Consider the following 23,852-nt stretch of genomic DNA (forward strand, 5'->3'; position numbering starts at 1 on the left):
AAACAATGGCAGAAAAGATTACTTTATCGAAAAAAGATCGTATGGCCGTAGCATGGCGCTCTACCTTCATTCAAGGTTCTTGGAACTATGAGCGGATGCAAAATGGTGGTTGGTGTTATGCCATCATTCCTGCGATTAAAAAATTATACACAACCAAAGAAGATCGGTCAGCGGCTTTAAAACGTCACTTGGAATTCTTTAACACTCACCCATACATCGCTTCTCCAATCATGGGGGTTACCTTGGCTTTGGAAGAAGAACGGGCCAATGGTGCACCAGTTGATGATGTAGCGATTCAAGGGGTTAAAGTTGGGATGATGGGACCTTTGGCCGGTGTCGGCGATCCCGTGTTCTGGTTTACTGTACGGCCAATGTTAGGTGCCCTAGGTGCTTCCTTGGCATTAACCGGTAGTATCTTAGGACCAATCATCTTCTTCTTAGCTTGGAATATCATTCGTTGGGCTTTCATGTGGTACACACAAGAATTTGGCTACAAAGCTGGTTCTAAAATTACCGATGACTTGTCCGGTGGCTTGTTGCAAGACGTAACAAAAGGTGCATCCATCTTAGGGATGTTCGTATTGGGAGCCTTAGTAGAACGCTGGGTAAACGTGAAATTCACGCCAGTGGTTTCTGAAGTTAAACTTTCAGAAGGTGCGTATATCGATTGGGATAAATTGCCTTCAGGAACAGCTGGAATTCGTCAAGCAATCTCTGACTTCGCTGGTGGTTTGTCACTAAGCGATGTGCAAACAAAGACCTTGCAAGACAACTTGGATTCCTTGATTCCTGGTTTGGCAGCATTGCTATTGACTTTCCTTTGCATGTGGTTGTTGAAGAAAAAAGTTTCTCCAATCATCATCATCTTGGGCTTGTTCGTAGTCGGCGTTGTCTTCCACGTAATCGGCTTGATGTAAGCTGCACTTTTTAGGAGGCCGTTTGTGGCCTCCTTTTACATAGGTTTCGTGACAAAAATCGTCAAAAAACGTATACTGATAAAAAAAGGGGGAACGCCCAATGGTTGAATCGTTAAATACCAAAGTCGATTTAAGTATCGATGCTACCTCGTTTATGGGGTTAAGTGAATACGGCAAAATTATGGTGGGCGATCACGCCTTTGAATTTTACAATAATCGCTCCGCTGAAAAATACATTCAGATTCCCTGGGAAGAAGTCGACGTGGTGATCGCTTCGGTGATGTTTGGGGGCAAATGGATTCCTCGTTACGCCATTCGTACTAAGAAAAATGGGACTTTTACTTTTTCATCGAAAGAACCGAAAAAAGTCTTGCGAGCGATTCGCGAGTATATCCCAGAAGAACGCTTGGTTCGCTCCTTGTCTTTCTTCCAAGTTATCAAACGAGGTGTGAAAGCCAAATTCGCAGGCAGCAAATAGCTGCCTGCTTTTTTTAAGTTGGGCGTGGAGCCCTGTTGAGGTCGCACAGCGTCCGAAACAAAAAACTACCCGCTATGCGGGTAGAGAATCAGAGGCTATGCCACCAAAAATCCCATTCCTGTCGTACAATTGGGTTGTTCAGGCTCAATTGAAAGGAATGGGATTTTTGGCAAATAAAACAAACAGCTTAGCGCATACAAAATGGATGTGTAAGTATCATATTGTATTTACACCAAAGTATAGACGGAAACTAATTTACAATCAAGTACGGCGAGATTTAATTGAGATCTTCCAACTCTTGTGCAAGTACAAAGGAGTCGAAATTATCGAAGGACATATGATGCCAGATCATGTTCATATATTGGTAAGTATTCCACCCAAAATTAGTATCTCTTCATTTGTTGGCTATTTAAAGAGCAAAAGTGCCTTACAAATTTTTGATCGTCATGCCAACTTGAAATATAAGTATGGCAATCGAAAATTTTGGGCAGAAGGATATTATGTTAGTACCGTGGGATTAAACGAAAAAACAATCGCAAAGTATATTCGGGAACAGGAATCACACGATATCGCACTCGATAAATTGAGTGTACGAGAATATGAAGACCCATTTTCAGATGGTGGCTTCAGAAAAAAATAAACCGGTTTGACCGGTAAGTGAAAGTGCCAAGGGCATTGAGCCTGAACAAAGTGAAGGATAACGTCTTTAGGCGTAGCCATAGCAACAAGGGGTTACACCCGCAGAGCAAACCACCCGTTAGACGGGTGGTAATGATTTTGGAATGGCAACCCTTTTTTTGACAAAAATTATAAAGTGTAAAAAACAGGTACTTGTTATCTAATCCGATTGTCCTTGACAACGAGCCACCATGGACGTGGAACAACCATGGCGAAGCAACGATTAAATGTATCGTCCACTACGCAACGCTACCACATCCATGCTCATTATCAAGGATTCGCTCCGCCAATCTCAGATTTCGAATGCCGATTGGTGTCTCATATCCCAAAGAACCATGTAACCGAAGATAATTCCACCAATTGACGTAATCAAATAATTGCAGTTTGAGTTGATTCAATGTGTCAAATGTATTCGGATAAACAAATTCTACTTTAAATGATTTATAGGTTGACTCTGCCACTGCATTGTCATAAGGACAGCCTTTCTTGCTCAGTGATCGTTCGATGTCAAATGTCTCTAAGATCGTATCAATCAGTTTATTATCAAATTCTTTCCCACGATCTGTATGGAAGATTTTTACTTCAGTCAAAGGATGGGAGATAGTTTGGAAAGCACTTTTGACCAACGGTGCATCTTTGTTCGGACCACAGGAATGACCAATGATCTCACGATTGAATAAATCAATAATGAAACAAACATAACACCACGTTGTGCCAACTCTTACATAGGTCAGATCCGTGATGATTGCTTCCAAAGGTTCTCGTTCAGTGAAAGCACGATCCAAGGTATTTTCAATATCGGAGTGATTTACATTCGATGTATGCTTTCGATAATTTGCCTTTGTATAATTTGATTTCAAGCCTCGTCTGTTCATGATTTGACTGATTTTGCGACGGCTAACTAGGATATCACGTTTTGCCAGAGCAGCTTTGATTTTCCGCGTACCATAGTTCTTGCGGCTGCGATTGAATTCTTCTGTTACGGCGGCTTCAAGCGCAGCTTCACTCGGCTTTTCCTTTGTTTTGTAGTAATAGGTTTGACGGGAAATATTTAATAATTTACACATCGCTGATATGGAATATGTATGCTTGTTTGCATCAATCACTTGTCTTTTCGTCCGAATATCAGCGCTGCTTGCTTTAAAATATCATTCTCCATCTCAAGTTGTTGGTTTTGTTTGCGTAAGGCTATAAGCTCTTTTTCCGTTGGGGTCAGATTATCGGCTTCTTTGAATGAACCTGTCTTTTTTGCCAGACGGACCCATTTGTCAAAAGACGATGGTGTTAGTTCATATTCTCTGATGATGTCGGCCCTTGGTTTTCCAGAGTTTAGTAAATCGACCATTTGTTGTTTAAATTCTTGCGTATAGGTTCTGCGTTCTCTTCTTTGCGACATAAAATGATTCCTCCAGTGTGTTTTCTTATAGTTTACACACCTTATCTTTTCTGTCTAGTTTATTGTAGCCTATCCATTTTGAGCCTTCCCGTGTCCTTGACTGAAAAGCTGTGTTATCCTTAAACAAAGGAGTGAAGGCAATGCTTTGGACATTAATTATCGGGGCCGTAATCGGCGCCATTGCCGGTAGTATTACCGGAGAAAAGCGAGGCTGCCTGTTTAACATTGTGGCTGGACTGGTAGGATCTTTTATCGGTCAAAGTCTCTTTGACAGCTGGGGTCCACAACTAGCAGGGATGGCGGTCATCCCATCGATTTTAGGCGCAGTGATCTTTGTCGCCGTTATTAGTTTTTTCTTCGGTCGCAGTCGCTAAAGACGCAGACAAAAGATTTTTCCCTCACAAAAGTGGGGGTGATTTGCTATAATGAATGAATACGAAAACGAAGTAGAAAGAAGGAACCTTTCCATGATGTTACGAGTCGAAAAATTACGAGCACAAATGAAAAAGGATCAGTTGGATGGCTTTTTAGTTACCAGTCCTTACAACTTGCGTTACTTGACGAACTTTACCGGCACGACAGGACTTGCGGTGATCACCTTGGACAAAGCCTTTTTTGTCACTGATTTTCGCTATACCGAGCAAGCAGCGGCCCAAGCACAAGGCTTTGAAATCGTGAAAAACGTTGGACCAATTTTCGATGAAGTGGCCAAAATTTGCCAACAAGAAGAAATCAATGATTTGGCTTTTGAAGAAAGCTATGTAAGCTTTGCCGAGTATTCTGTTTTAGAAGAAATCATCGAAGAAACACCACTGGTTCCTGTGAGTGGCATGATTGAAAACTTACGGGAAGTCAAAGATGATGCAGAGATTGCCATTATCGAAAAAGCTTGTGCCATTGCCGATCAAGGTTACGAGCATGTATTGAAAATGATCAAACCTGGCATGACCGAAATCGAAGTGGCCAATCAATTGGACTTCTTCATGCGTTCATTAGGGGCGACAAGTGTTTCCTTTGATACCATTGTGGCTTCTGGTTTGCGTTCAGCAATGCCTCACGGAGTTGCTTCTGATAAAGTCATCGAACAAGGGGATTTGATTACCTTGGACTTTGGTTGCTACTACGATGGCTATGTTTCGGATATGACGCGGACTTTTGCTATCGGGGATCCGGGCAGTCAATTAAAAGAGATTTACCAAATTGTTTTAGAAGCCCAATTGAAAGTCTTAGAGGCGGCTAAACCAGGTTTAACCGGAATTCAACTAGACGCAGTGGCACGAGATCACATCACTGCTGCAGGGTACGGGGAAGCCTTTGGGCATTCTACCGGTCACGGCATCGGGCTAGAAATCCATGAAGGACCAAACGTTTCCTTCCGAGCGGACAAACAATTTGTCGTGGGCAATGTGATTACCGATGAACCAGGGATTTACTTGCCAGGCATTGGCGGTGTCCGAATCGAAGACGATTTGTTGATCACACCTGATGGCAATCGTGTCTTGACTTCGGCTACGAAAGAATTGATTATCTTGTAAGTAGGAAGAGGCCTGAACTTAGGGCCTCTTATCTTTTGCCTCTTTTTACCATGAGTGGTTTTGTATAGCCTAAGTGGCAAAAGAATGATAAACTAAGACGTAGAAAACCTACGTCTAGGTACTGATTATGGAAATAAGGAGGATGGCCATGATTTCGGTAAATGATTTTAAAACAGGCTTGACCATCGAGGTAGATGGCGACATTTGGCGCGTGGTGGACTTTCAACACGTAAAACCCGGGAAGGGAGCGGCCTTCGTTCGTTCAAAATTAAAAAACTTGCGAACCGGTGGGGTCCAAGAAAAAACCTTCCGCGCTGGGGAAAAAGTTGCCAAAGCACAAATTGACAACCGCAAGATGCAATACTTGTACGAAAGTGGTGGCAACTATGTCTTTATGGACATGGCAAGCTACGAACAAATCGAAATTCCTGGGGAACAAATCGAAGAAGAATTGAAATACATGTTGGAAAACATGGAAGTCAATATCATCATGTATGGTTCCGAGATTCTCGGGGTAGACTTGCCGAATACGGTAGTCTTAACGGTGGAAGCCACCGACCCGAATATCAAAGGGGATACGTCTTCCGGTGGCTCAAAACCAGCTACCATGGAAACTGGCTTGATTGTCAACGTACCTTTCTTTGTCAATCCTGGTGACAAATTAATTGTAAATACCGCAGACGGATCATATGTATCCCGCGCATAGAAATGGAGGAATTCCTAGTGGCAGATGAAAAAAATCTGGTATTGGAAACCAATCATGAATTAGGGGAAATCGTCATTGCACCGGAAGTCATTGAAGTGATTATCGGTATTGCTGCATCAAAAGTTGATGGAGTTTATGAAATGCAAGGGACATTTGCTAACAATGTAACTGAATTATTAGGTCGTTCCGCTCACGGCAAAGGGGTTTATCTAACCATTGATGAAGCCGGCGTGAAGGCAGACTTGTATTGCTATATTAAATATGGCGTTTCCGTACCAAAAGTGGCCATGAGCATTCAAGAACGAGTGAAAGAACAAGTCTTGTTCATGACCGATGTGGCTTTGACCGAAGTCAACGTCCACGTGGTGGCTGTCGTACCAGAAAAATTGGCAACCCCAGACTTAGATGAATTATTTGGAGAAGATGAGGAAGAACATGAGTAAAGAGATTTCCCGCCATATGATGCGGCAGATGGCCTTGCAGGCACTATTTCCTTTGGATTTTAATGCGGACTTGTCTAAACAAGACGCCATCCGTCATGCCATCGAATTAGAACACCAAGACATGCTGGATGAAGAACAAGAAAATTTTGTGCCCGAGTACTTAGACCGTTTGGTAGCAGGGGTATGCTTGCACAAAGGCCAACTGGACGAATTGATCCAAAGCCATTTAAAAAAAGGCTGGAGCTTAAGTCGTCTGTCCAAGATGGACTTGGCTATTTTGCGCATTGCCTTGTACGAAATGCTCTTTGAAGAAAGCGTGCCTAACAAAGTAGCGATGAACGAAGCGATTGAACTAGCAAAAACCTTTAGCGATGATCAGTCTCGGAAATTCATCAACGGTTTGTTGTCAAAAATCAACCAAGAACAAGAAGCGTAAAAAATGAGCCCGGCTATCCGGGTTCTTTTTTTGCGCCAAAAGACGAAGGAAGCTCGCTTTCTTTTTCCCAGTCCAGTTGGGAGAGTTTCGTAAAAGAGCCCCCTGTGCTAGAATAAGTAAAAATGAAAACTACCGTTTGGTGGAAGGAAAGGGTGTTTTTGGTGGCAAAATTAATCGATGGCAAACAACTGGCAAATCTGATGCAAGAACAGATGAAAGAAGAAGTTGCACAATTGAAAGAACGGGGAATTACTCCGGGTTTGGTCGTACTATTAGTGGGCGAAGATACCGCCAGTCAAGTCTATGTGCGTAACAAAGATCGGGTGGCTGCTAAAATCGGCATTCATTCCAAGGTGGAACGCTACCCGGATACGATTACGGAAGCAGAACTTTTAGCCGAAATTCAGCGTTACAATGAAGATCCTGCTTTCCACGGTATTTTGGTACAATTGCCTTTACCAAAACAAATCGATGAAAACAAAGTGCTCTTGGCGATTGATCCGAAAAAAGATGTGGATGGGTTTCATCCCTTGAATTTAGGAGCGCTTTTTGTCGGCAAGCCAACCAAGATTCCTTGTACGCCTTACGGAATCATGAAGATGTTTGAGTATTATGAGATTGATTTAACCGGAAAAAATGCGGTGGTTATTGGCCGGAGTAATATCGTGGGCAAACCTATGGCACATTTGTTATTAGGACAAAATGCCACGGTGACTGTGACCCATTCGAAAACGAAGAACTTGCCAGAAATTTGCCGCCAAGCAGATATTTTAGTGGTGGCAATTGGCCAAGGTAATTTTGTGACCAAGGAATTTGTGAAAGAAGGGGCCGTGGTAATCGACGTGGGCATGAACCGAGATGAAAATGGCAAGTTAATCGGGGATGTGAAATTCGACGAGGTCAGCCCTTTAGCTAGCTACATTACTCCAGTCCCAGGTGGCGTAGGGCCTATGACTATCACCATGCTGATGTACCAAACCATCAGTAGTGCAACACAAGAATAAAGAAATCAGGTGAACTTTTTTGACGCAAGAATATTTGAGCGTAACCGCCTTGACCAAGTATTTAAAGCGAAAATTCGATGCGGATCCTTATTTGGAGCGAGTCTTTCTAACGGGTGAGATCTCTAATTTCCGCTTGCGGCCAAATCATCAGTACTTTAGCTTGAAAGATGACGGAGCCAAGATTTCGGCGGTAATGTTCAAAAGTGCTTTTAGCAAAGTGAAATTCCGCCCGGAAGAAGGCATGAAAGTCTTAGTAGTAGGGCGCATTTCCCTCTTTGAAGCCAGCGGAAATTATCAAATTTACGTGGAGCAAATGCAACCAGACGGGGTAGGGGCTCTTTATCAAGCTTATGAGCAATTGAAGGAAAAGCTGGCTAAAGAAGGCCTCTTTTCTGCGCCGAAAAAACCTTTGCCTCGGTATCCAAAGAAAATCGCGGTAATCACTAGTCCTAGTGGCGCGGTGATTCGTGATATCATTACCACGGTGCGCCGACGGTATCCGATTGCCCAACTGGTTTTATTTCCTACAGTAGTTCAAGGGGATAAAGCGGCCCCGGATATTATTCGCAATTTAGACCGCGTGCAAGCCCAAGGGGATTTTGACACGGTAATCCTCGGTCGAGGGGGCGGCTCCATTGAGGATCTGTGGCCCTTCAATGAGGAAAGTGTCGCCCGAGCGTTATTTGCCATGAAGATTCCTGTGATTTCTTCTGTAGGTCATGAAACCGATACAACCATTGCAGATTTGGTGGCGGATGTTCGGGCAGCGACGCCTACTGCTGCTGCCGAACTGGCCGTGCCGGTTTTATCTGAAGAACTTTTGCGACTAAAACAGCAAGATACTCGCTTAGAGCAAGCTTTTTCCCTACAATTGCAACGGAAAAATGAACGTTACCAACGTGCTTTGGCGTCCTATGTCTTTCGTGATCCCAACCGTCTGTATGAAGCCCAGTCGTTAAAATTGGATCAATTGACCCAACGTTTGCTACAAGCAAGCCAACAGCGTTTGTATGAAGCGGAGCGGTATCAGCAAAAATGGGCCAGTCGCTTGCAACAAGCGAGTCCTTTGGCAAATGTTCATCGGGCTCAACAGGATACCACCTATTTGACGAAGCAACTGCGGCAAGCTACTCAACGGCTGTTGGAAAATAAGCAGACGGCATTTGCCAATACGGTACAATCGCTGGACTTGCTGAGTCCTTTAAAAATCATGAGCCGCGGCTATACCTTTACCACAAAGGACGAGCAAGTACTTAAGAGCCGAGAACAAGTCGCACTGGGAGATGAATTAACCATTCATTTTGCAGATGGGCAAGTTCGTGCCCAAGTGACCGAGTTTTCCGCCCAAGGGCTTATTCCAGAAAATCAGGAGTGAACAAAATGACAGAACCAACTTTTGAAGAATCATTGCAAGAATTAGAACAAATCGTGACCCGCTTGGAAAAAGGAGACGTACCGTTAGAGGACGCACTAGAAGCTTTTCAAAAGGGAATGGCCTTAAGCAAACAATGCCAAGAAACTTTGACGAAAGCGGAGCAGACATTAACGAAGATGATGGATGAAAACAATCAAGAAGTTCCTTTTGAAGAGGCGGGTGCATGATGTCACTGGCCGCGTTTCAAGCAGAGCATTTGCCTTTGGTGGAAGCCGAACTCTTACATTTTTTGACGGAGCAAACGAGCGAAAAGGAACTTCTGGAAGCTATGAGCTACTCGGTGAAGGCCGGGGGCAAACGCATTCGTCCATTGTTTCTTTTGGCGGTGGTGGCGGGGTTTCATCATGAATTGACTACCGGTGTGTATCAAACTGCCGCCGCGCTAGAAATGATCCATACGTATTCTTTGATTCATGACGATCTACCGGCCATGGATGACGATGATTTGCGTCGGGGCAAACCCACGAATCACGTGGTTTATGGCGAAGGTTTGGCGATTTTAGCCGGAGATGGCCTTTTGACAGAAGCCTTTCACCTTTTAAGCCGGGCGCAATTAAACGGCGAAGAAAAACTCTTATTGCTCCAACTTTTGGCAGAAAAAGCCGGTGCTAAAGGCATGGTGGCCGGCCAAGTGGCGGACATTAAAGGAGAGGGCCAACAGTTGGATTTGGCGGCTTTAGCAGGGATTCACCAACGGAAAACCGGGGACCTATTGACCTTTGCTTTAGTGGCAGGGGGGATTTTGGCTTGCCAAACGCCGGCGGTTCTTACTACTTTAGAAGTCTTCTCCCACCATGTGGGACTAGCTTTCCAAATTCGCGACGACCTGTTGGATGTTTTAGCAACAACCGAAGAGCTGGGCAAAACCGCGGGCCAGGATGCTGAGGCCGGCAAGAATACCTATCCTGCACTTTTAGGTGTGACCGGGGCTAAAGCCGCATTAGACCGGGAGCTGACCGGAGCCAAAGCGCAACTTGCGATTTTGGCAGAGGAATACAACTTTGCACCAGAGCTGTTACAAGAGCTTTTAGCTAAGTTTGAAATGTGAGGAAAACCATGAAAAAAGAACGTGTAGATGTTTTAGCAGTGCAACAAGGGCTGTTTGAAACACGAGAAAAAGCCAAGCGGGGCGTAATGGCTGGCTTGGTAGTGATGGAAAAGAACAATTTGCGTCTGGATAAACCGGGAGAAAAAATCCCAGCAGATACGGCATTGCGGGTCAAAGGGGAAGTGATGCCTTACGTTTCCCGTGGGGGGCTGAAACTGGCCAAGGCGTTGAAAGAGTTTGATTTCACTGTGCAAGACAAGATTTTATTGGATATTGGGGCTTCCACTGGAGGCTTTACGGACGTAGCCTTGCAAAACGGGGCAAAGATGAGCTATGCCTTAGACGTGGGTTACAATCAATTGGCCTGGAAATTGCGACAAGATCCTCGAGTTGTCGTAATGGAGCGCCAAAATTTCCGTTACAGCAAACCAAGTGATTTCACAGAAGGCTTGCCAGAGGTGGCGACCATGGATGTTTCCTTTATTTCATTGAAGTTGATTTTACCTCCTTTACATGAAATTTTGGTTCCGGGGGGCTTTGCCATGGCTCTTGTGAAACCCCAGTTTGAAGCGGGAAAAGAGCTAGTAGGCAAACACGGTATCGTGCGCGAGGCGACAACCCATGAGAAGGTCTTAGAAGACATCACGGCGTTTGCTTTGGCAACGGGATTTGATGTGAAAGATTTGAGCTTTTCGCCAATTACCGGAGGCGAAGGAAACATCGAGTTTCTCTTATTGATGCAAAAAGCGGAGGAAACCGGGACCTTGGCATCAGGAGTGGATATTCACGAGACGGTGAAAAAAGCCCATGATTCACTGACTTAAAATTTTATTGTTTTCTAAAGCCATCAGATTGTCTGGTGGCTTTCTTTGTGAATAAAAATAAGTTATGATAAGGTAGTTCGTGAATAGTTATTGAATAGGAGTAATGGACATGAGAAAAAAAGAGCGTCATCGCTTGATTACCCGTTTATTGAATGAAAAGAATATCCAAAAGCAAGAGGACTTTGTGGACTTGTTGCGGCAACGGGGGATCATGGTGACTCAAGCGACCATTTCTCGGGATATCAAAGAACTAAAATTAATCAAAGTCCCCTTTGATGGTGGCTATCGCTACAGCTTACCCGCTGAAACCAGTGAAGATGTCAGCGCTAAATTGACGAAATTGCTAAAGGATGCCTTTGTCTCCGTGGATGTAATGGATAAGTTTGTCATTTTGAAGACCTTACCCGGAAACGCCGCGGCCATTGGCAATCTATTAGATCGTCGCTACAAAGAACAACTTTTCGCCATTTTAAATGACGATGATTCGATTTTGATGATCGCCAAAACGGAAGCCGGCGCCCAAGAGTTAGCCGCTACGTTTCAGCCCTATCAAGCATTTTAAGGAGGGGTGAAATGTTACTGGAATTAACCATTGAAAATTTTGCGATTATCGCAAGCCTACATTTGAATTTTCACCAGGGGATGACCGCTTTAACCGGGGAAACCGGGGCGGGGAAATCGATTATCATCGATGCCATGGGCCTTTTGGCAGGTTCTCGAGGTTCTGTGGACTACATTCGTCAAGGAGCAGAACGCTGTCGGTTGGAGGGCATCTTTGATTTGCCAGAGCAACCGGAACTGCGCCTGCTTTTAGATGAGTTAGGGGTAGAAAGTGAGCCAGGAGATCCTTTGATTTTGCAACGGGATATTTTGCTCAGTGGTAAAAACATCTGCCGGGTCAACGGTCGTAGTATGAACCTAGCCAATCTGCGCCGCATCGGTAATTTTTTGGTGGACATTCAAGGGCAAAATGAGCATCAGGAGCTTTTGCAAGAAGAACAGCACTTGTCGTTAATCGATGCCTTTGGGGATACCTCGTTCCAAAAATTATTAGACCAGTACCGCCAAGATTATGTCGCTTTTCGTGAATTGGAAAAGCGGGTCCATAAGATTCAAACCAACGAGCAGTCTTTTGTGCAGCGCTTGGATATGTTGCGGTTTCAACAAGAAGAAATCGCCCAAGCTCAACTGGTACCAGAAGAAGAGCAGACCTTAGAAGAAGAGCGTTCGAAGTTAGCTAATTACCAAAAAATCGTGGACTCTTTAGGGCAAAGCCACCAGATCTTAGGGGAAAGCGACAATACGCCTGTGGATCAAGTGGGGGCGGTGATTGGGTTATTGGAAGAAGTCGCATACTTAGATGGGGAATACGGGGATATTTTGGAAAATCTTCAAAGTGCCTATTACTTATTGCAAGATGCCAGTGGAGGGATTTCCCGCCAGTTGGACTTTTTAGAATTGGACGAAGAACGCTTGGAGACTGTTACCCAGCGTTTGGAACTCATTCGTCAATTGAAGCGCAAATACGGCGATTCCATCGAGAAGATTTTGCGCTATTACGAGAAGATTTCCGCAGAGCTAGCAGATTATACGAATTCTGACAATCAATTGGAACAGTTGCAACAAGAGCTGGATAAACAAGAACAACACCTTGTCCAACAAGCGGAACAGTTGCACAAAAAACGCAAAAAGCTGGCCCATTCCTTAGAACAAGTCATCTTAAAAGAATTAAAAGAACTCTATATGGAAAATACTCAGTTTGCCGTTTCCTTCCAAAAAAGTCGTCATTTGACGGAAAACGGCTTTGACGAAGTCGCTTTTTACCTTTCCGCTAATCCGGGAGAACCATTACGGCCCTTGGTCAAAGTTGCTTCTGGAGGCGAGCTGTCCCGGATTTTACTGGCGCTAAAGACGACCTTCTCCCAAAACCAAGGGATTACCAGTATTATCTTTGATGAAGTGGATACGGGGGTCAGTGGTCGAGTGGCCCAAGCGATTGCTGAAAAAATCGCCCAAATTGCGAAAAATTCCCAAGTCCTTTGTATCACCCATTTGCCCCAAGTGGCAGCGGTGGCCGATTATCAATACGAAATCGAAAAAGAAGTGGACAAAGGCCGGACGCATACCAAGGTGCAACCTTTGACCCCGGAAAAACGGGTGAACGAAATCGCCCGGATGCTCTCCGGTGCAGAAGTCACGCCATTGACCATTGAACATGCTAAAGAGCTTTTGAGCATGGCCGGACATTTACCAAAAGCATAAAAAAAGGCTGTTTTGCGTAAGATGCAAAACAGCCTTTTTCTTTGTCGCCGCCTGACTGTCAAGTGTTGCAAGCGAGCCTTTCCTGACAATTAGTCGGTTGCTTTAATGTTTGAGAGGAAAAAAATTTCCCTGATTACATAATGCTCATGACGGCGGTTAAGACTACACTACCGATTGTTAAGATGAGCATCATCCAAATGACGATCTTCGTGATTTTTGAAAACGTGCTACTTTTCTTTTCGTTCATTGAGCCATCCATCCTTTGTCCGTGATTGCAAGTATCAGTGTACCCGCATTCATAGAATCCTGCAAGCACCCGGCTGAAAAAATCACAAAAGATTCTTTTTTCTTAAATAATGCACCGTTATGAGACACAAGACTAAAATTCCTAGCGTAATTAATAAAAAGGCGCCATCTTGATCTGCCAAGGGAATCTTTACATTCATCCCGTAAAGCCCCCCGATAATCGTGGGAATCGTCAAGACGATGGTTAAAGAGGTCAAGATTTTCATGATATTGTTCAAGTTGTTCGAAACAATGGCGGAAAACGTGTCGGTCATCTGGCTGACCAACTTTAGATAAATCCGGGAAGTGGTCATGGACTGACCGGTTTCCACGAGAATATCGTGCAGGTGATTGCGGTAACTGTGCAGTTTGTTAAGATGATCCGCATCATAGAGTTCTTTTAGAACTTCGTGATTGGCAGTGGTGGACTCCTCGAAAAAGACCAAGCTCTTTTGGATATCCATTACTTGATAGAGACTTTGGTTTTCCGTGGCAACTTTGATCTGGGATTCCAGCCGGTTGACTTGTTGGTCGATTTCTTCTAAATGCCGGTTGTAACTATAGGTCAACTCCCATAAGAGGGTCAAAAAGATATTAACCCGAGGGATCAGATCATTTTCCTTAATCGGTGTGGTCAGGACCTTTTCGAAAAAGGGGGGCTGGTGCTTGGCCACGGTGATCAGCTTTTTATCCGGCAAAAGAATCAAGGACAAAGGATAGGTATTGTACTGCAAATACCCACTGGCGCTAGTGGTGACAAAGGGAAATTCTAAGACCAAAAGCAATGGGCGTTTGGTCGGCTGGCTTTGGCCACCTTCCATCCGGGCAGTTTCCACATCGTCCAAGACAGCGGTCAAATAATCCGTGGGCAAGTGGTAGGTAGCAGAGGCGGCTTCAATCTCCTGCGGGGTGGGGTTTTCCAAGTGAATCCACGTGACTTCTTCCCCGTCATGGGGGGCTTTTCGCAAGTAATTGCCGTCTAAGGCATAATAATCAATCATGATTTTCCTCCTTCGTGTATTTTTACTCCTTAAGAAAAACGTGAGAGTCGCAAAAAAACTCTTTAAATCAAGCTTCGAACGGTATAAACTTTTAAAAGAACTGAAACAATGGTGTAATGATAATGCAGTATAGTAAATCTAGTTTGAAAACGATGCCTAGCGCTTTCGTTGGAAAGGAACCAACCATGACAACATTTTCACCCATTTTGCTCCTTTGGTATGTATTTCCCATCATCGTCCTTTTTGCCAGTGTCTTTTTGGTCTCGGCCTTATCCCTGAACAAAAAGTTCCAACTGAAAGGGCCGGACGTGGCTGTTCCTTTTTTGTGGTTTGGGATGCATCAGCTCTCTCAAGCTGCCTTCTCACTGTCCATTTTACCTTATTTGATCATATCTATCCTGTTTTTAGGCATCCTTTTGGTGGTTTTCCAAGCCTACTATTATGGTGAGATTACTTACAAGCGTTTCTTTAAGATGTTTTGGCGCTTAACGTTTTTGTTCACCATGTTAACGTATGGACTGCTGATTATTATGGATATTGTCCTTTATCTGTAGGAAAAGGCTTTAAAAAGTCTTTTAAAAGCCTGCAACAGTCCCGATTTCCCAGATGGTTAAAAAAAGTCAAACAAGTTCCCCTTGTCATTTATAGAAAAAGTGGTAGAAAGTGGGGGATTGTGGTAGACTGTGTATATCTGGTGGAGACGGGAGGTTATTTGTCGATGTTTATGGGTGAATTTCAACATACGATAGATGCCAAAGGCCGTCTGATTGTGCCATCTAAACTGCGGGAACAACTAGGCGAGAAGTTCGTCGTGACCCGAGGCTTAGACGGCTGTTTGTTTGGTTATCCCTTATCCGAGTGGGAGAAGCTCGAGGAAAAGCTCAATGAGATGCCCTTGGCAAAAAAGGATGCGCGAACTTTCGTGCGTTACTTTTACTCTGCGGCGACCGAGTGCGAAATCGACAAACAGGGCCGAATCAATATTCCCCAGACCTTGCGTACCCACGCAAACTTGACCAAAAACTGTGTGATCACCGGCGTAGCCAATCGCATAGAAATTTGGGACGAAGAAAAATGGCAATCGTTTGCTGTCGAAGCTGAAGCAAACTTCGATGCGATTGCTGAATCCATGATAGATTTTGGTTTGTAAACTAGAAAGAGGCACATAGCAATGAGCGAGGATTTTCAACACTATACCGTGATGCTAAAAGAAACAGTGGCAGGGCTGAATGTAAAACCTTCAGGCGTTTATGTGGACTGTACTTTAGGCGGCGGCGGACACAGCGAATACCTCCTCAGCCAGTTGGATGCGGATGGTCATCTGTATGCCTTTGATCAAGATCAAAAGGCCATCGACCATGCCAAAGTTCGTCTGGCAAAATATGTGGAATCTGGACAAGTGACGTTCGTTAAAAGCAACTTTCGCTATTTAAAGGAAGCTTTAAGCGCGTATGGGGTCACCAAAGTCGATGGTATCATGTATGATTTAGGAGTTTCCTCTCCTCAATTAGACGAAGCCGAACGGGGCTTTAGCTACCACCAAGACGCCCCTTTGGATATGCGCATGGATCAAAGTGCGGATTTTTCCGCTTACGATGTGATTAATGACTATGAGTACCACCAATTAGTCAAAATCTTCTTCCGTTATGGAGAAGAGAAGTTTTCTAAGCAAATCGCTCGGAAAATTGAAGAACATCGGAAAAATCGCCCCATTGAAACTACCGGGGAATTGGTGGAAATCATCAAAGAAGCCATTCCTGCTCCGGCAAGACGTAAGGGGGGGCACCCGGCCAAACGGATTTTTCAAGCCGTGCGGATTGCGGTGAACGATGAACTAGGTGCGGTGGAAGATTCCTTAGTCGAGGCCATTGAGCTTTTGGCTGTTGGCGGACGCATTAGTGTGATTACCTTCCATTCCTTGGAAGACCGCATCGTCAAAACAATTTTTAAAGAATACAGTACCCCTCAAGATTTACCACCGGGCTTGCCTGTGGTCCCTGAGGAGTATCAACCAATATTGAAAGTAATCAACCGCAAGCCCCTGGTCGCCAGTGAAGGGGAGCTTGAGGAAAACAACCGTTCTCGCAGTGCCAAGTTGCGAGTAGCGGAAAAGGTAAAAGAGCAGTGAGAGGGAGCGTCGTCACATGGCAGAAGTAAAGATTCAAGAGTATGACTATCACTACGAAGCAGACCCAAAACAGGACCTGCCCTTTGAAACGCCACCGAAGCGTCCGGACATTGTTCGCATTCCCGCTTCACCTGCTAGGCGCTTAAAGCGAGTTAGTCGTTTAGAAAAACTGATTGGTAGCTTACTCGTAGTAGCGATGATTGCTCTTGCTGTTTTAACGATTTACGTGCGCACGGATATCAGTCAATTGGAACACGAGATTTCTCAAATCGAAGCCGAATCTGGCCAAAAAGCGGAAGAAAAAGTCCGTTTGGAGCAAGAAAAGGCCGAACTTTCCAAGACAGAGCGCATCAAAGAGATTGCCGAAAAGCAAGGCTTAAAAATCAACGATGACAATTTGAGGACAGTGAAGTAAATGCGTTTTAACCGAATCAGAAATTATTTTCGCAAAAAAAATTCCACACCCAAGGGCAATCGCAAAAAAGTAGGGATTCTTCTCTTTGCTACGAGTTTTGGATTGCTCTTTTTGTTTGCCATTCGCTTGGGTTATATCGTGTTTGGCGGACAGATTGGGGAGGAATCGTTAAAGGAATGGACCGATGATCTCTATCAAGGATCGAAAGTGGTCCAAGCAAAACGAGGCACGATTTACGATCGCAATGGCGTAGTAATCGCTGAAGATGCTACTTCCTATTCGATCTTTATCGTCTTGAGTGATACCTATGTCTCCGGCAAGAAAAAACTCTACGCTCAGGAAAAAGACTTCGAAACCATTGGGGAAGTCTTTGCTTCTGAGTTAGGCTCGAAAAAAGAAAACGTGGTAAAGGTTTTAGAAAACGGCGTTAAAAACAAAGCCTTTCAAGTGGAGTTTAGCAGTGAGACGAAAAATCTGACTTTAGAAGCTAAGCAAAACTTAGAACAGATCTTTGAGAAAAAAGGACTGGCTGGTCTTTATTTCAATGAGCATCCTAATCGGATTTATCCAAACGGGGTCTTTTCTTCCCACTTTATCGGGTACACCGATACGGATACGAAGGACGGCTCCGAAAGCCTAGTAGGGAAAATGGGCTTAGAGGCTGCTTACGATGATATCTTAAAAGGGACAGATGGAAAGATCGTCTACCAACAAGACAATTTCCAAAATCCATTGCCAGGAACGGTGGCAGAAGAGACTCCGGCCAAAGATGGTCAGGACATTTACACCACTTTGGACAGTCGCTTGCAGTCTTATTTGGAAACTCTAATGGATGCTACTTTTGAGGAATACAAACCAGAAGACATGACCGCCATGTTGGTGGAAGCGAAAACTGGAGAAATCCTCTCCATGGCACAGCGCCCAACTTTTAACCCGGAAACCAAGGAAGGCTTGGACGATAGCTCCACTTGGATGAACCTCTTAGTCGAAGATCATTACGAGCCAGGTTCCACTATGAAATTAATGACTACGGCTGCGGCGATTGATGAAGGAATCTTTGATGAAAATGAAACCTTCGTCTCCGGCTCGATTAAAATCGGTGATACCACCATTCGTGACCACGACTTAGGGGAAAAAGGTATCTTGACCATGCGACAAGCTCTGTCTTGGTCTTCCAACGTGGGGATGGTAACCTTACAACAACGGATGAAGAAAGTTTGGCCTCAGTATTTGCAACAATTTGGCTTTGGTCAAAGCACTTACTCTGGTCTATATGGGGAAAATGCCGGTAGTTTACCGACCGACAATTCAGTGGACCAAGCCATGAGTTCCTTTGGTCAAGCGGTGAACGTGACCAATTTCCAAATGATGCGGGCCTTTACAGCGATTGCCAACGACGGCAAAATGCTGCAACCTCAATACATTTCCAAAATTGTGAACACTGAAACCAACAAAGAAAAAGTCTTCCAAAGTGAAGTGGTGGGCAATCCCGTCTCTGCTAGCGCCGCGCAAAAAGTGCGGGAATACATGGTGGATGTCACTCAAAGTCCGAATTACGGTTCTGCTTATGGCGTTTACTCCGTAGATGACTACAATATCAGTGCCAAAACCGGTACCGCTCAGATTTATGATGAAAGCACAGGTACTTATTCTTCCAGTGGTACCGACTACTTGTACTCCATCGTGGAGATGATTCCGGCGGAAGAGCCTGAGTACATCTTGTACATGACGATTAAGAAACCGGAAGAGTGGAGTCAAAAAGCCCTAGGAAATATCGGAAACCCATTGTTGAAACGAGCGATGGACTTAAAGGAAAACGAAGCGGCGACTCCTGATGACAAAGAAGAAGAGCAGATTACGGTAGCAGACTATCGCGAGTTAGAAGTGGATACTGCGGCAGCAGACGCCGCTCGCTCTGGATTAATGCCTGTGGTTATCGGTACTGGGGATAAGGTGGCAGAACAGTCTACCGCTCATGGTACCCAGTTGTTACCGTCTGAAAAATTATTGTTAAAAACCGATGGCGACCAGTTCTATATGCCAGATGTCACCGGTTGGTCCAAGGCTGATTTAATGAAGTTGGGCAAGTTGTTTAATGTGGAAGTGAAATTTGAAGGGGAGGGCTACTGCGTCAGTCAGAGTCTGAAACCTTACGAAGCACTTTCCGACACCCCGCTGACTTTCACCTTAGAATAGAAGTAAATTATTGAGGAGTTTTGAAAAAATGGAATGGACAAAGATGATCATCCCCGTAGTGAGTAGTTTTGCGATGACCTTTTCCGTAATGCCGCTATTTATCGGGTATTTTCGGATGAAGCAATTCGGTCAAGAAATTCGTGAGGAAGGACCGAAATGGCACAATGCAAAAGCCGGTACCCCGACCATGGGAGGCGTTGTCTTCCTAGTGGCAACTTTATTAACCGGTATTTGGGTAGCAGCTTGGCAAAATCAATTGACGCCAACGTTGTTTATCCTGCTGTTCATCATGGGTCTATACGGTGCTCTAGGCTTTGCCGATGATTTTATTAAAATCTTTAAAAAGCAAAATGAAGGGCTGACTTCCCGACAAAAATTGATTGGCCAAATCATTGGTGGTGTTATCTTTTACATCGTCTACGTCATGGATGGCAATAGCAATTCCCTGAATGTCTTCGGTTTTGACTTACATCTGTCTTATGTCTATGGTTTGTTTGTTCTGTTTTGGGTAGTCGGGTTTTCCAACGCTACTAACCTTACTGATGGCATCGACGGGTTGATGTCTGGTCTGGGGATCATCTCCTTTGCCACCTATGGCATTATCGCTTTTCATCAGCAACAATTTGACGTATTATTGATTTGCTTAAGTGTGATCGGTGGTCTCTTGGGCTTTTTCCCTTACAACCACAAACCGGCAAAAATCTTTATGGGGGATGTAGGCTCCCTAGCTTTAGGGGGACTGTTAGCGGCCATTTCCATCTTGCTTCATCAAGAGTGGACCTTACTGTTAATCGGTTTGATCTATGTTTGTGAAACCGCCAGTGTAATGCTTCAAGTGACTTCCTTTAAACTGACGGGAAAACGCCTGTTTAAAATGTCGCCGATTCATCATCACTTTGAAATGAGCGGCTGGAGTGAGTGGAAGATCGATATCACTTTCTGGCTAATCGCTTGTGCCACTGCCGTGATCACACTGTTAATCGTCTTGTAGGAGCTGAATAGAGAATGAAACAAATTACCAAATACCAAAACCAAAAAGTTCTTGTGCTAGGATTAGCGAAGAGTGGATTCAGTGCGGCCAAATTATTACATGATTTGGGCGCACTGGTGACCGTCAATGACGGCAAACCCTTCGAAGAAAATCCTATGGCACAGGATCTTTTGTCGTTAGGGGTTAAAGTCATTACCGGTAGTCATCCGATTGAATTATTGGACGAGGACTTTTCCTTGATGGTGAAAAATCCCGGGATTCCTTACGACCAACCTTTAGTCAAAAAAGCGTTGGAAAAAGGCATTCCCGTGATCACCGAAGTGGAGTTGGCCTATGAAATCGCCGAATGCCCGATTATCGGTATCACCGGTACTAATGGGAAAACTACTACCACCACGATGATTGCAGAAATCTTGAACCGAGGCATGAAAGAAGGGCAAGCGCGCCTTTCCGGTAATATCGGCTTTCCTGCTAGTTCGGTGGCTCAAGAAGCGCAACCAGAGGACAAATTGGTTATGGAGCTGTCTAGTTTCCAACTAATGGGCATCCAAACCTTCCATCCTAAAGTGGCTGTGATTACCAACCTGTTTTCCGCTCATTTAGACTATCACGGTAGCCGAGAAGAGTACGTGAAAGCGAAATGGCACATTCAACAAAATATGACCTCAGAAGATACTTTGATTCTAAATTGGAAACAAGCGGAATTACGGTCATTAGCTGAACAGACTAAAGCTCAAGTCTTGCCATTTTCTTCTGAAGAGAAAGTAGCCGGGGCCTACTTACTAGATGGCAACCTCTGCTTTAAAGAAGAAGTCTTAATGCCCGCCAGTGAACTAGGTGTGCCGGGGGTTCACAATATTGAAAATGCCTTGGCAGCAATTTGTGTGGCGAAAACCCAAGGAATTGCAAATGAGGCCATTGTGGCGGCTTTAACTAGCTTCACCGGGGTTCCTCACCGCACACAATTTGTGGCAAAAATCAATGAACGCCTGTTTTACAATGACTCCAAAGCGACCAATATTTTGGCAACGGAAATGGCTTTAGGTGGTTTCGACCCAAGTAAGTTGATTTTGTTAGCCGGGGGATTGGACCGAGGAAATTCCTTTGATGATTTAATTCCTTCTTTGGAAGGCGTGAAAGCAGTGATTCTCTTTGGGGAAACAAAAGAAAAATTAGCGGATGCGGCGCAAAAAGCGGGCATTACCGAAATTCACTTCACGGAAAATGCGGAAACCGCTGTACCGGTGGCTTATGAAATCAGCCAACCTGGAGATGCAATTTTATTATCACCAGCCAATGCCTCTTGGGATCAATACAAGAATTTTGAAATCCGCGGGGATCGTTACATGGCAGCAGTCCGGGCTTTGTCATAAGACATATGCCTACGAATACTTTGTAGAAATGAGCGAGTAATGTGAAAATTTTAGTAACCGGAGGCGGCACAGGTGGGCATATTTATCCCGCTTTGGCCTATGTAGATTATGTGAAACAAAGCGATCCCACGGCGGAATTCATGTACGTGGGGGCCAAGCGGGGGTTGGAAAATAAAATTCTGCCACCAACGGGCATTCCTTTTAAAACATTGGAGATTCAAGGGTTTAAACGGAGCTTGAACTTAGCTGCTACAAAGGACAATTTAAAAACCGTGCAGCTTTTCTTAAAGAGCATTCAAGAAGCCAAAGCCATCGTCAAAGAGTTTGCTCCTGACGTGGTGATTGGTACTGGGGGCTATGCCTCTGGCGCGGTGGTCTATGCGGCGGCCAAGTTGAAGATTCCGACGATTATCCATGAACAAAACAGTGTGCCTGGTGTGACCAATAAGTTTTTGAGTCGCTTCGTTAATAAAATTGCCGTAGCTTTTCCTGACGCGGCGGGGCATTTTCCTAAAGAGAAAACTGCATTAGTGGGAAATCCCCGGGCAACCTCTGTGGTAACCGTGACTCCTTCTGAAATTCTTAGGGACTATCAATTGGACCCGCAAAAACCTACCGTCTTAATTTTTGGGGGCAGCCAAGGAGCTTATCGTTTAAATCAAGCGATGTTGGAAGCTTTCCCGCTATTTCACGGAAAGGATTACCAAGTGCTTTATGCCTCCGGAGATCGCTATTATGCAGAGATCAAAGAGCAAAAAATTGACTGGAGTCAGTTGCCAAATGTCAGCGTACAACCGTACATTGACAAAATGGCAGAAGTCATGATTAATTGCCAACTGCTAATCGGCCGGGCAGGAGCGACATCCATTGCGGAATTTACCGCATTGGGCTTGCCGGCAATTTTGATTCCTAGTCCTCACGTGACCAATGACCAACAAACCAAAAATGCGCAAAGTTTGGTAAAAGCTGGCGCAGTGAAAATGCTGACGGATGCCGAACTGAATGGTAAATTACTCGTAGATACAATCGACGAGATTATGCAAGATGACCCGCTTCGTAAGCAAATGGCCCAAGCATCGAAAAAAGAAGGAATTCCCGATGCTAGTCAGCGCTTGCATGCTTTGGTTAACGAGCTGACGAAAAAATAAGATACAGGAACAGTAAAGGCGGTGATGACCATTACCAAAAAAGAATCAAACAATCCTCCTGAAAACCAGCAGCCAAAAACGCCAGTCGACGAGCAATTAACTCCTTGGCAGAAGGCAAATTTGGAATACACGCAACAACGAGGACAAGAACCTGGATGGTCACCAACAGTAATCGAAGGACCTCAAGCAGATCCAGAAGAAGTGAACGAGAAAGAAACTCAAGAGCAAAAAGTAGATCAAGAAGTAGATCAAGAAGAGTTGGGTCAACGGCCGGAAGACGCGGAACCGGCAAGCTTTTCCGAACGTTTGCCTAAGGTGAAATACCAACGACAATCCCTCTTGTATCGGCGCATGGTGACGATTATTCTCTTGTTGTTAGTGCCTCTTTTAGCCGTGATTTACTACGTGTCACCACTTGCCAAGCTCTCTGGTGTTACGGTAGTGGGCAATCAAGCGGTAGCGGCTACGGATATCGTCAAAGCCGCGGATTTTCAAATGGATGGTGCACTTTGGCCACAGTACTTTTCTAAAGGCGAAGAACTGAAACAAATCAAAGCGAGCAATCCGCGCATAAAAAAAGTTTCCTTGGGCATCGATCACTTAAATCACTTCAAAATCCAAGTGGAAGAGTACCAAGAGATCGCCGTTTTGGCTCATGACAATACTTATTCACCGATTTTAGCCAATGGTTATACTTTGTCGGAAACCATGGAAAACCCCACGGAAAAACTACCGATCCTGGAAAACTTTACCAAGCAAGCGACTATCATCAATGTGCTAAATGCATACCAAAGTCTTTCCGAAGAGTTGCAAGAAGCGATTTCGCAGATTAAGTACACTCCTACCAGTAGCAATAAGGAACTTTTATTGTTGTACATGAACGATGGCAATCAAGTCATCGTCAATATTTCCAACATGAAGTCCCAAATGAAATATTATGCACAGGTAGCAAAGGAAATGTCGGAAAAAGGGGTAATCGACATGGAAGTGGGAATCTTCTCTTATCCTTATGAAAAAGAAGAAGCCACCACGGGAAGTGACGAGGAGACCACCACATCAAGCTCCGTAGAAGGCGATGGAACAACACCTGAGGAATAAAAAAAGTCAAATATTTTTTATAACGTAATTCTAAAAAGCGCCAATCTATGTTATC

Annotated in this window: 27 protein-coding genes; 24 read left to right on the forward strand and 3 right to left on the reverse strand. The window is 44.5% G+C overall.

Annotated elements, in window-relative coordinates; all coding sequences use genetic code 11:
- The first annotated feature begins 5 nt into the window (after window positions 1-5).
- The 3 genes from I579_RS07870 to tnpA all read left to right on the forward strand — a co-directional run bounded on the left by I579_RS07870 (window position 6) and on the right by tnpA (window position 2,035).
- Window positions 6-917, forward strand: a complete 912-nt coding sequence (locus I579_RS07870) for a PTS system mannose/fructose/sorbose family transporter subunit IID (protein ID WP_010754144.1) — start codon at window positions 6-8, stop codon at window positions 915-917.
- Window positions 918-1,017: 100 nt separating this feature from the next.
- A complete protein-coding gene (locus tag I579_RS07875; protein ID WP_010754143.1) occupies window positions 1,018-1,395 on the forward strand; it encodes a DUF956 family protein in 378 nt (125 codons plus the stop codon).
- Between the two features lie 157 nt (window positions 1,396-1,552).
- Entirely contained in the window at window positions 1,553-2,035 is a 483-nt protein-coding gene (gene tnpA, locus I579_RS07880) for an IS200/IS605 family transposase (RefSeq protein ID WP_169337950.1), read from the forward strand.
- A 277-nt stretch (window positions 2,036-2,312) separates the two neighbouring features.
- Here the strand turns inward: tnpA and I579_RS07885 are convergent.
- Window positions 2,313-3,469, reverse strand: a protein-coding gene (locus I579_RS07885; protein WP_143139874.1) for an IS3 family transposase whose coding sequence is annotated in 2 segments (ribosomal slippage) — window positions 2,313-3,190 and window positions 3,190-3,469 — 1,158 coding nt in all. Because the reading frame shifts where the segments join, the coding sequence is not laid out codon by codon here.
- A 140-nt stretch (window positions 3,470-3,609) separates the two neighbouring features.
- On the opposite strand from I579_RS07885, the gene I579_RS07895 reads away from it, so the two are divergent.
- The 12 genes from I579_RS07895 to recN all read left to right on the forward strand — a co-directional run bounded on the left by I579_RS07895 (window position 3,610) and on the right by recN (window position 13,162).
- On the forward strand, window positions 3,610-3,843 hold the full coding sequence (locus tag I579_RS07895; protein ID WP_010754140.1) for a GlsB/YeaQ/YmgE family stress response membrane protein: 234 nt from the start codon (window positions 3,610-3,612) through the stop codon (window positions 3,841-3,843).
- A gap of 93 nt (window positions 3,844-3,936) precedes the next feature.
- On the forward strand, window positions 3,937-5,004 hold the full coding sequence (locus tag I579_RS07900; protein ID WP_010754139.1) for a M24 family metallopeptidase: 1,068 nt from the start codon (window positions 3,937-3,939) through the stop codon (window positions 5,002-5,004).
- A gap of 148 nt (window positions 5,005-5,152) precedes the next feature.
- Window positions 5,153-5,710: an elongation factor P gene (efp, locus tag I579_RS07905; RefSeq protein ID WP_010754138.1), complete on the forward strand. Its 558-nt coding sequence runs from the start codon at window positions 5,153-5,155 to the stop codon at window positions 5,708-5,710.
- A gap of 17 nt (window positions 5,711-5,727) precedes the next feature.
- Window positions 5,728-6,153: an Asp23/Gls24 family envelope stress response protein gene (locus tag I579_RS07910; RefSeq protein ID WP_010754137.1), complete on the forward strand. Its 426-nt coding sequence runs from the start codon at window positions 5,728-5,730 to the stop codon at window positions 6,151-6,153.
- Window positions 6,146-6,589: a transcription antitermination factor NusB gene (nusB, locus tag I579_RS07915; protein WP_010754136.1), complete on the forward strand. Its 444-nt coding sequence runs from the start codon at window positions 6,146-6,148 to the stop codon at window positions 6,587-6,589. The genes I579_RS07910 and nusB overlap by 8 nt, the downstream gene beginning before the upstream one ends.
- 161 nt (window positions 6,590-6,750) lie before the next feature.
- On the forward strand, window positions 6,751-7,593 hold the full coding sequence (locus tag I579_RS07920; protein WP_034810599.1) for a bifunctional methylenetetrahydrofolate dehydrogenase/methenyltetrahydrofolate cyclohydrolase: 843 nt from the start codon (window positions 6,751-6,753) through the stop codon (window positions 7,591-7,593).
- A gap of 19 nt (window positions 7,594-7,612) precedes the next feature.
- Complete coding sequence (gene xseA / locus I579_RS07925) at window positions 7,613-8,968, forward strand: exodeoxyribonuclease VII large subunit (protein WP_010754134.1); 1,356 nt, start codon at window positions 7,613-7,615, stop codon at window positions 8,966-8,968.
- A 5-nt stretch (window positions 8,969-8,973) separates the two neighbouring features.
- Entirely contained in the window at window positions 8,974-9,195 is a 222-nt protein-coding gene (locus I579_RS07930; RefSeq protein WP_010754133.1) for an exodeoxyribonuclease VII small subunit, read from the forward strand.
- On the forward strand, window positions 9,192-10,076 hold the full coding sequence (locus I579_RS07935) for a polyprenyl synthetase family protein (RefSeq protein WP_034810444.1): 885 nt from the start codon (window positions 9,192-9,194) through the stop codon (window positions 10,074-10,076). The genes I579_RS07930 and I579_RS07935 overlap by 4 nt, the downstream gene beginning before the upstream one ends.
- Window positions 10,077-10,084: 8 nt before the next feature.
- The gene (locus I579_RS07940) at window positions 10,085-10,900 is read left to right on the forward strand and encodes a TlyA family RNA methyltransferase (RefSeq protein WP_010754131.1); all 816 of its coding nucleotides are present in this window, start codon (window positions 10,085-10,087) and stop codon (window positions 10,898-10,900) included.
- A gap of 109 nt (window positions 10,901-11,009) precedes the next feature.
- Window positions 11,010-11,462, forward strand: a complete 453-nt coding sequence (locus tag I579_RS07945; RefSeq protein ID WP_010754130.1) for an arginine repressor — start codon at window positions 11,010-11,012, stop codon at window positions 11,460-11,462.
- 11 nt (window positions 11,463-11,473) lie between these two features.
- Entirely contained in the window at window positions 11,474-13,162 is a 1,689-nt protein-coding gene (gene recN / locus I579_RS07950; RefSeq protein ID WP_010754129.1) for a DNA repair protein RecN, read from the forward strand.
- Window positions 13,163-13,295: 133 nt separating this feature from the next.
- Here recN and I579_RS12695 read toward each other — a convergent pair whose 3' ends face one another.
- Entirely contained in the window at window positions 13,296-13,409 is a 114-nt protein-coding gene (locus I579_RS12695; RefSeq protein ID WP_071860539.1) for a DUF4044 domain-containing protein, read from the reverse strand.
- Between the two features lie 82 nt (window positions 13,410-13,491).
- Window positions 13,492-14,448, reverse strand: a complete 957-nt coding sequence (locus I579_RS07955; RefSeq protein ID WP_010754128.1) for a magnesium transporter CorA family protein — start codon at window positions 14,446-14,448, stop codon at window positions 13,492-13,494.
- Window positions 14,449-14,633: 185 nt separating this feature from the next.
- Here I579_RS07955 and I579_RS07960 point away from each other — a divergent pair, with 185 nt between their 5' ends.
- From I579_RS07960 to I579_RS08000, 9 genes are all read left to right on the forward strand, one after another.
- Window positions 14,634-15,002 (forward strand): DUF3397 domain-containing protein, encoded by a 369-nt coding sequence (locus I579_RS07960; protein ID WP_010754127.1) that lies wholly within the window; start codon window positions 14,634-14,636, stop codon window positions 15,000-15,002.
- A gap of 164 nt (window positions 15,003-15,166) precedes the next feature.
- Window positions 15,167-15,598: a division/cell wall cluster transcriptional repressor MraZ gene (gene mraZ, locus I579_RS07965; protein ID WP_010754126.1), complete on the forward strand. Its 432-nt coding sequence runs from the start codon at window positions 15,167-15,169 to the stop codon at window positions 15,596-15,598.
- 21 nt (window positions 15,599-15,619) lie between these two features.
- Complete coding sequence (gene rsmH / locus I579_RS07970; RefSeq protein WP_010754125.1) at window positions 15,620-16,576, forward strand: 16S rRNA (cytosine(1402)-N(4))-methyltransferase RsmH; 957 nt, start codon at window positions 15,620-15,622, stop codon at window positions 16,574-16,576.
- 16 nt (window positions 16,577-16,592) lie between these two features.
- A complete protein-coding gene (gene ftsL, locus I579_RS07975; protein ID WP_010754124.1) occupies window positions 16,593-16,991 on the forward strand; it encodes a cell division protein FtsL in 399 nt (132 codons plus the stop codon).
- On the forward strand, window positions 16,992-19,187 hold the full coding sequence (locus I579_RS07980) for a penicillin-binding transpeptidase domain-containing protein (RefSeq protein ID WP_010754123.1): 2,196 nt from the start codon (window positions 16,992-16,994) through the stop codon (window positions 19,185-19,187).
- 28 nt (window positions 19,188-19,215) lie between these two features.
- Window positions 19,216-20,178: a phospho-N-acetylmuramoyl-pentapeptide-transferase gene (gene mraY, locus I579_RS07985; RefSeq protein ID WP_010754122.1), complete on the forward strand. Its 963-nt coding sequence runs from the start codon at window positions 19,216-19,218 to the stop codon at window positions 20,176-20,178.
- A 14-nt stretch (window positions 20,179-20,192) separates the two neighbouring features.
- Complete coding sequence (gene murD / locus I579_RS07990) at window positions 20,193-21,551, forward strand: UDP-N-acetylmuramoyl-L-alanine--D-glutamate ligase (RefSeq protein ID WP_010754121.1); 1,359 nt, start codon at window positions 20,193-20,195, stop codon at window positions 21,549-21,551.
- A 41-nt stretch (window positions 21,552-21,592) separates the two neighbouring features.
- Complete coding sequence (murG, locus tag I579_RS07995) at window positions 21,593-22,699, forward strand: undecaprenyldiphospho-muramoylpentapeptide beta-N-acetylglucosaminyltransferase (protein ID WP_010754120.1); 1,107 nt, start codon at window positions 21,593-21,595, stop codon at window positions 22,697-22,699.
- 24 nt (window positions 22,700-22,723) lie between these two features.
- Window positions 22,724-23,797: a cell division protein FtsQ/DivIB gene (locus I579_RS08000; protein WP_010754119.1), complete on the forward strand. Its 1,074-nt coding sequence runs from the start codon at window positions 22,724-22,726 to the stop codon at window positions 23,795-23,797.
- Window positions 23,798-23,852 lie beyond the last annotated feature (55 nt).

Origin of the sequence: Enterococcus asini ATCC 700915 (genome assembly GCF_000407365.1) — a bacterium.
Taxonomy (GTDB): Bacteria; Bacillota; Bacilli; order Lactobacillales; family Enterococcaceae; genus Enterococcus_C; species Enterococcus_C asini.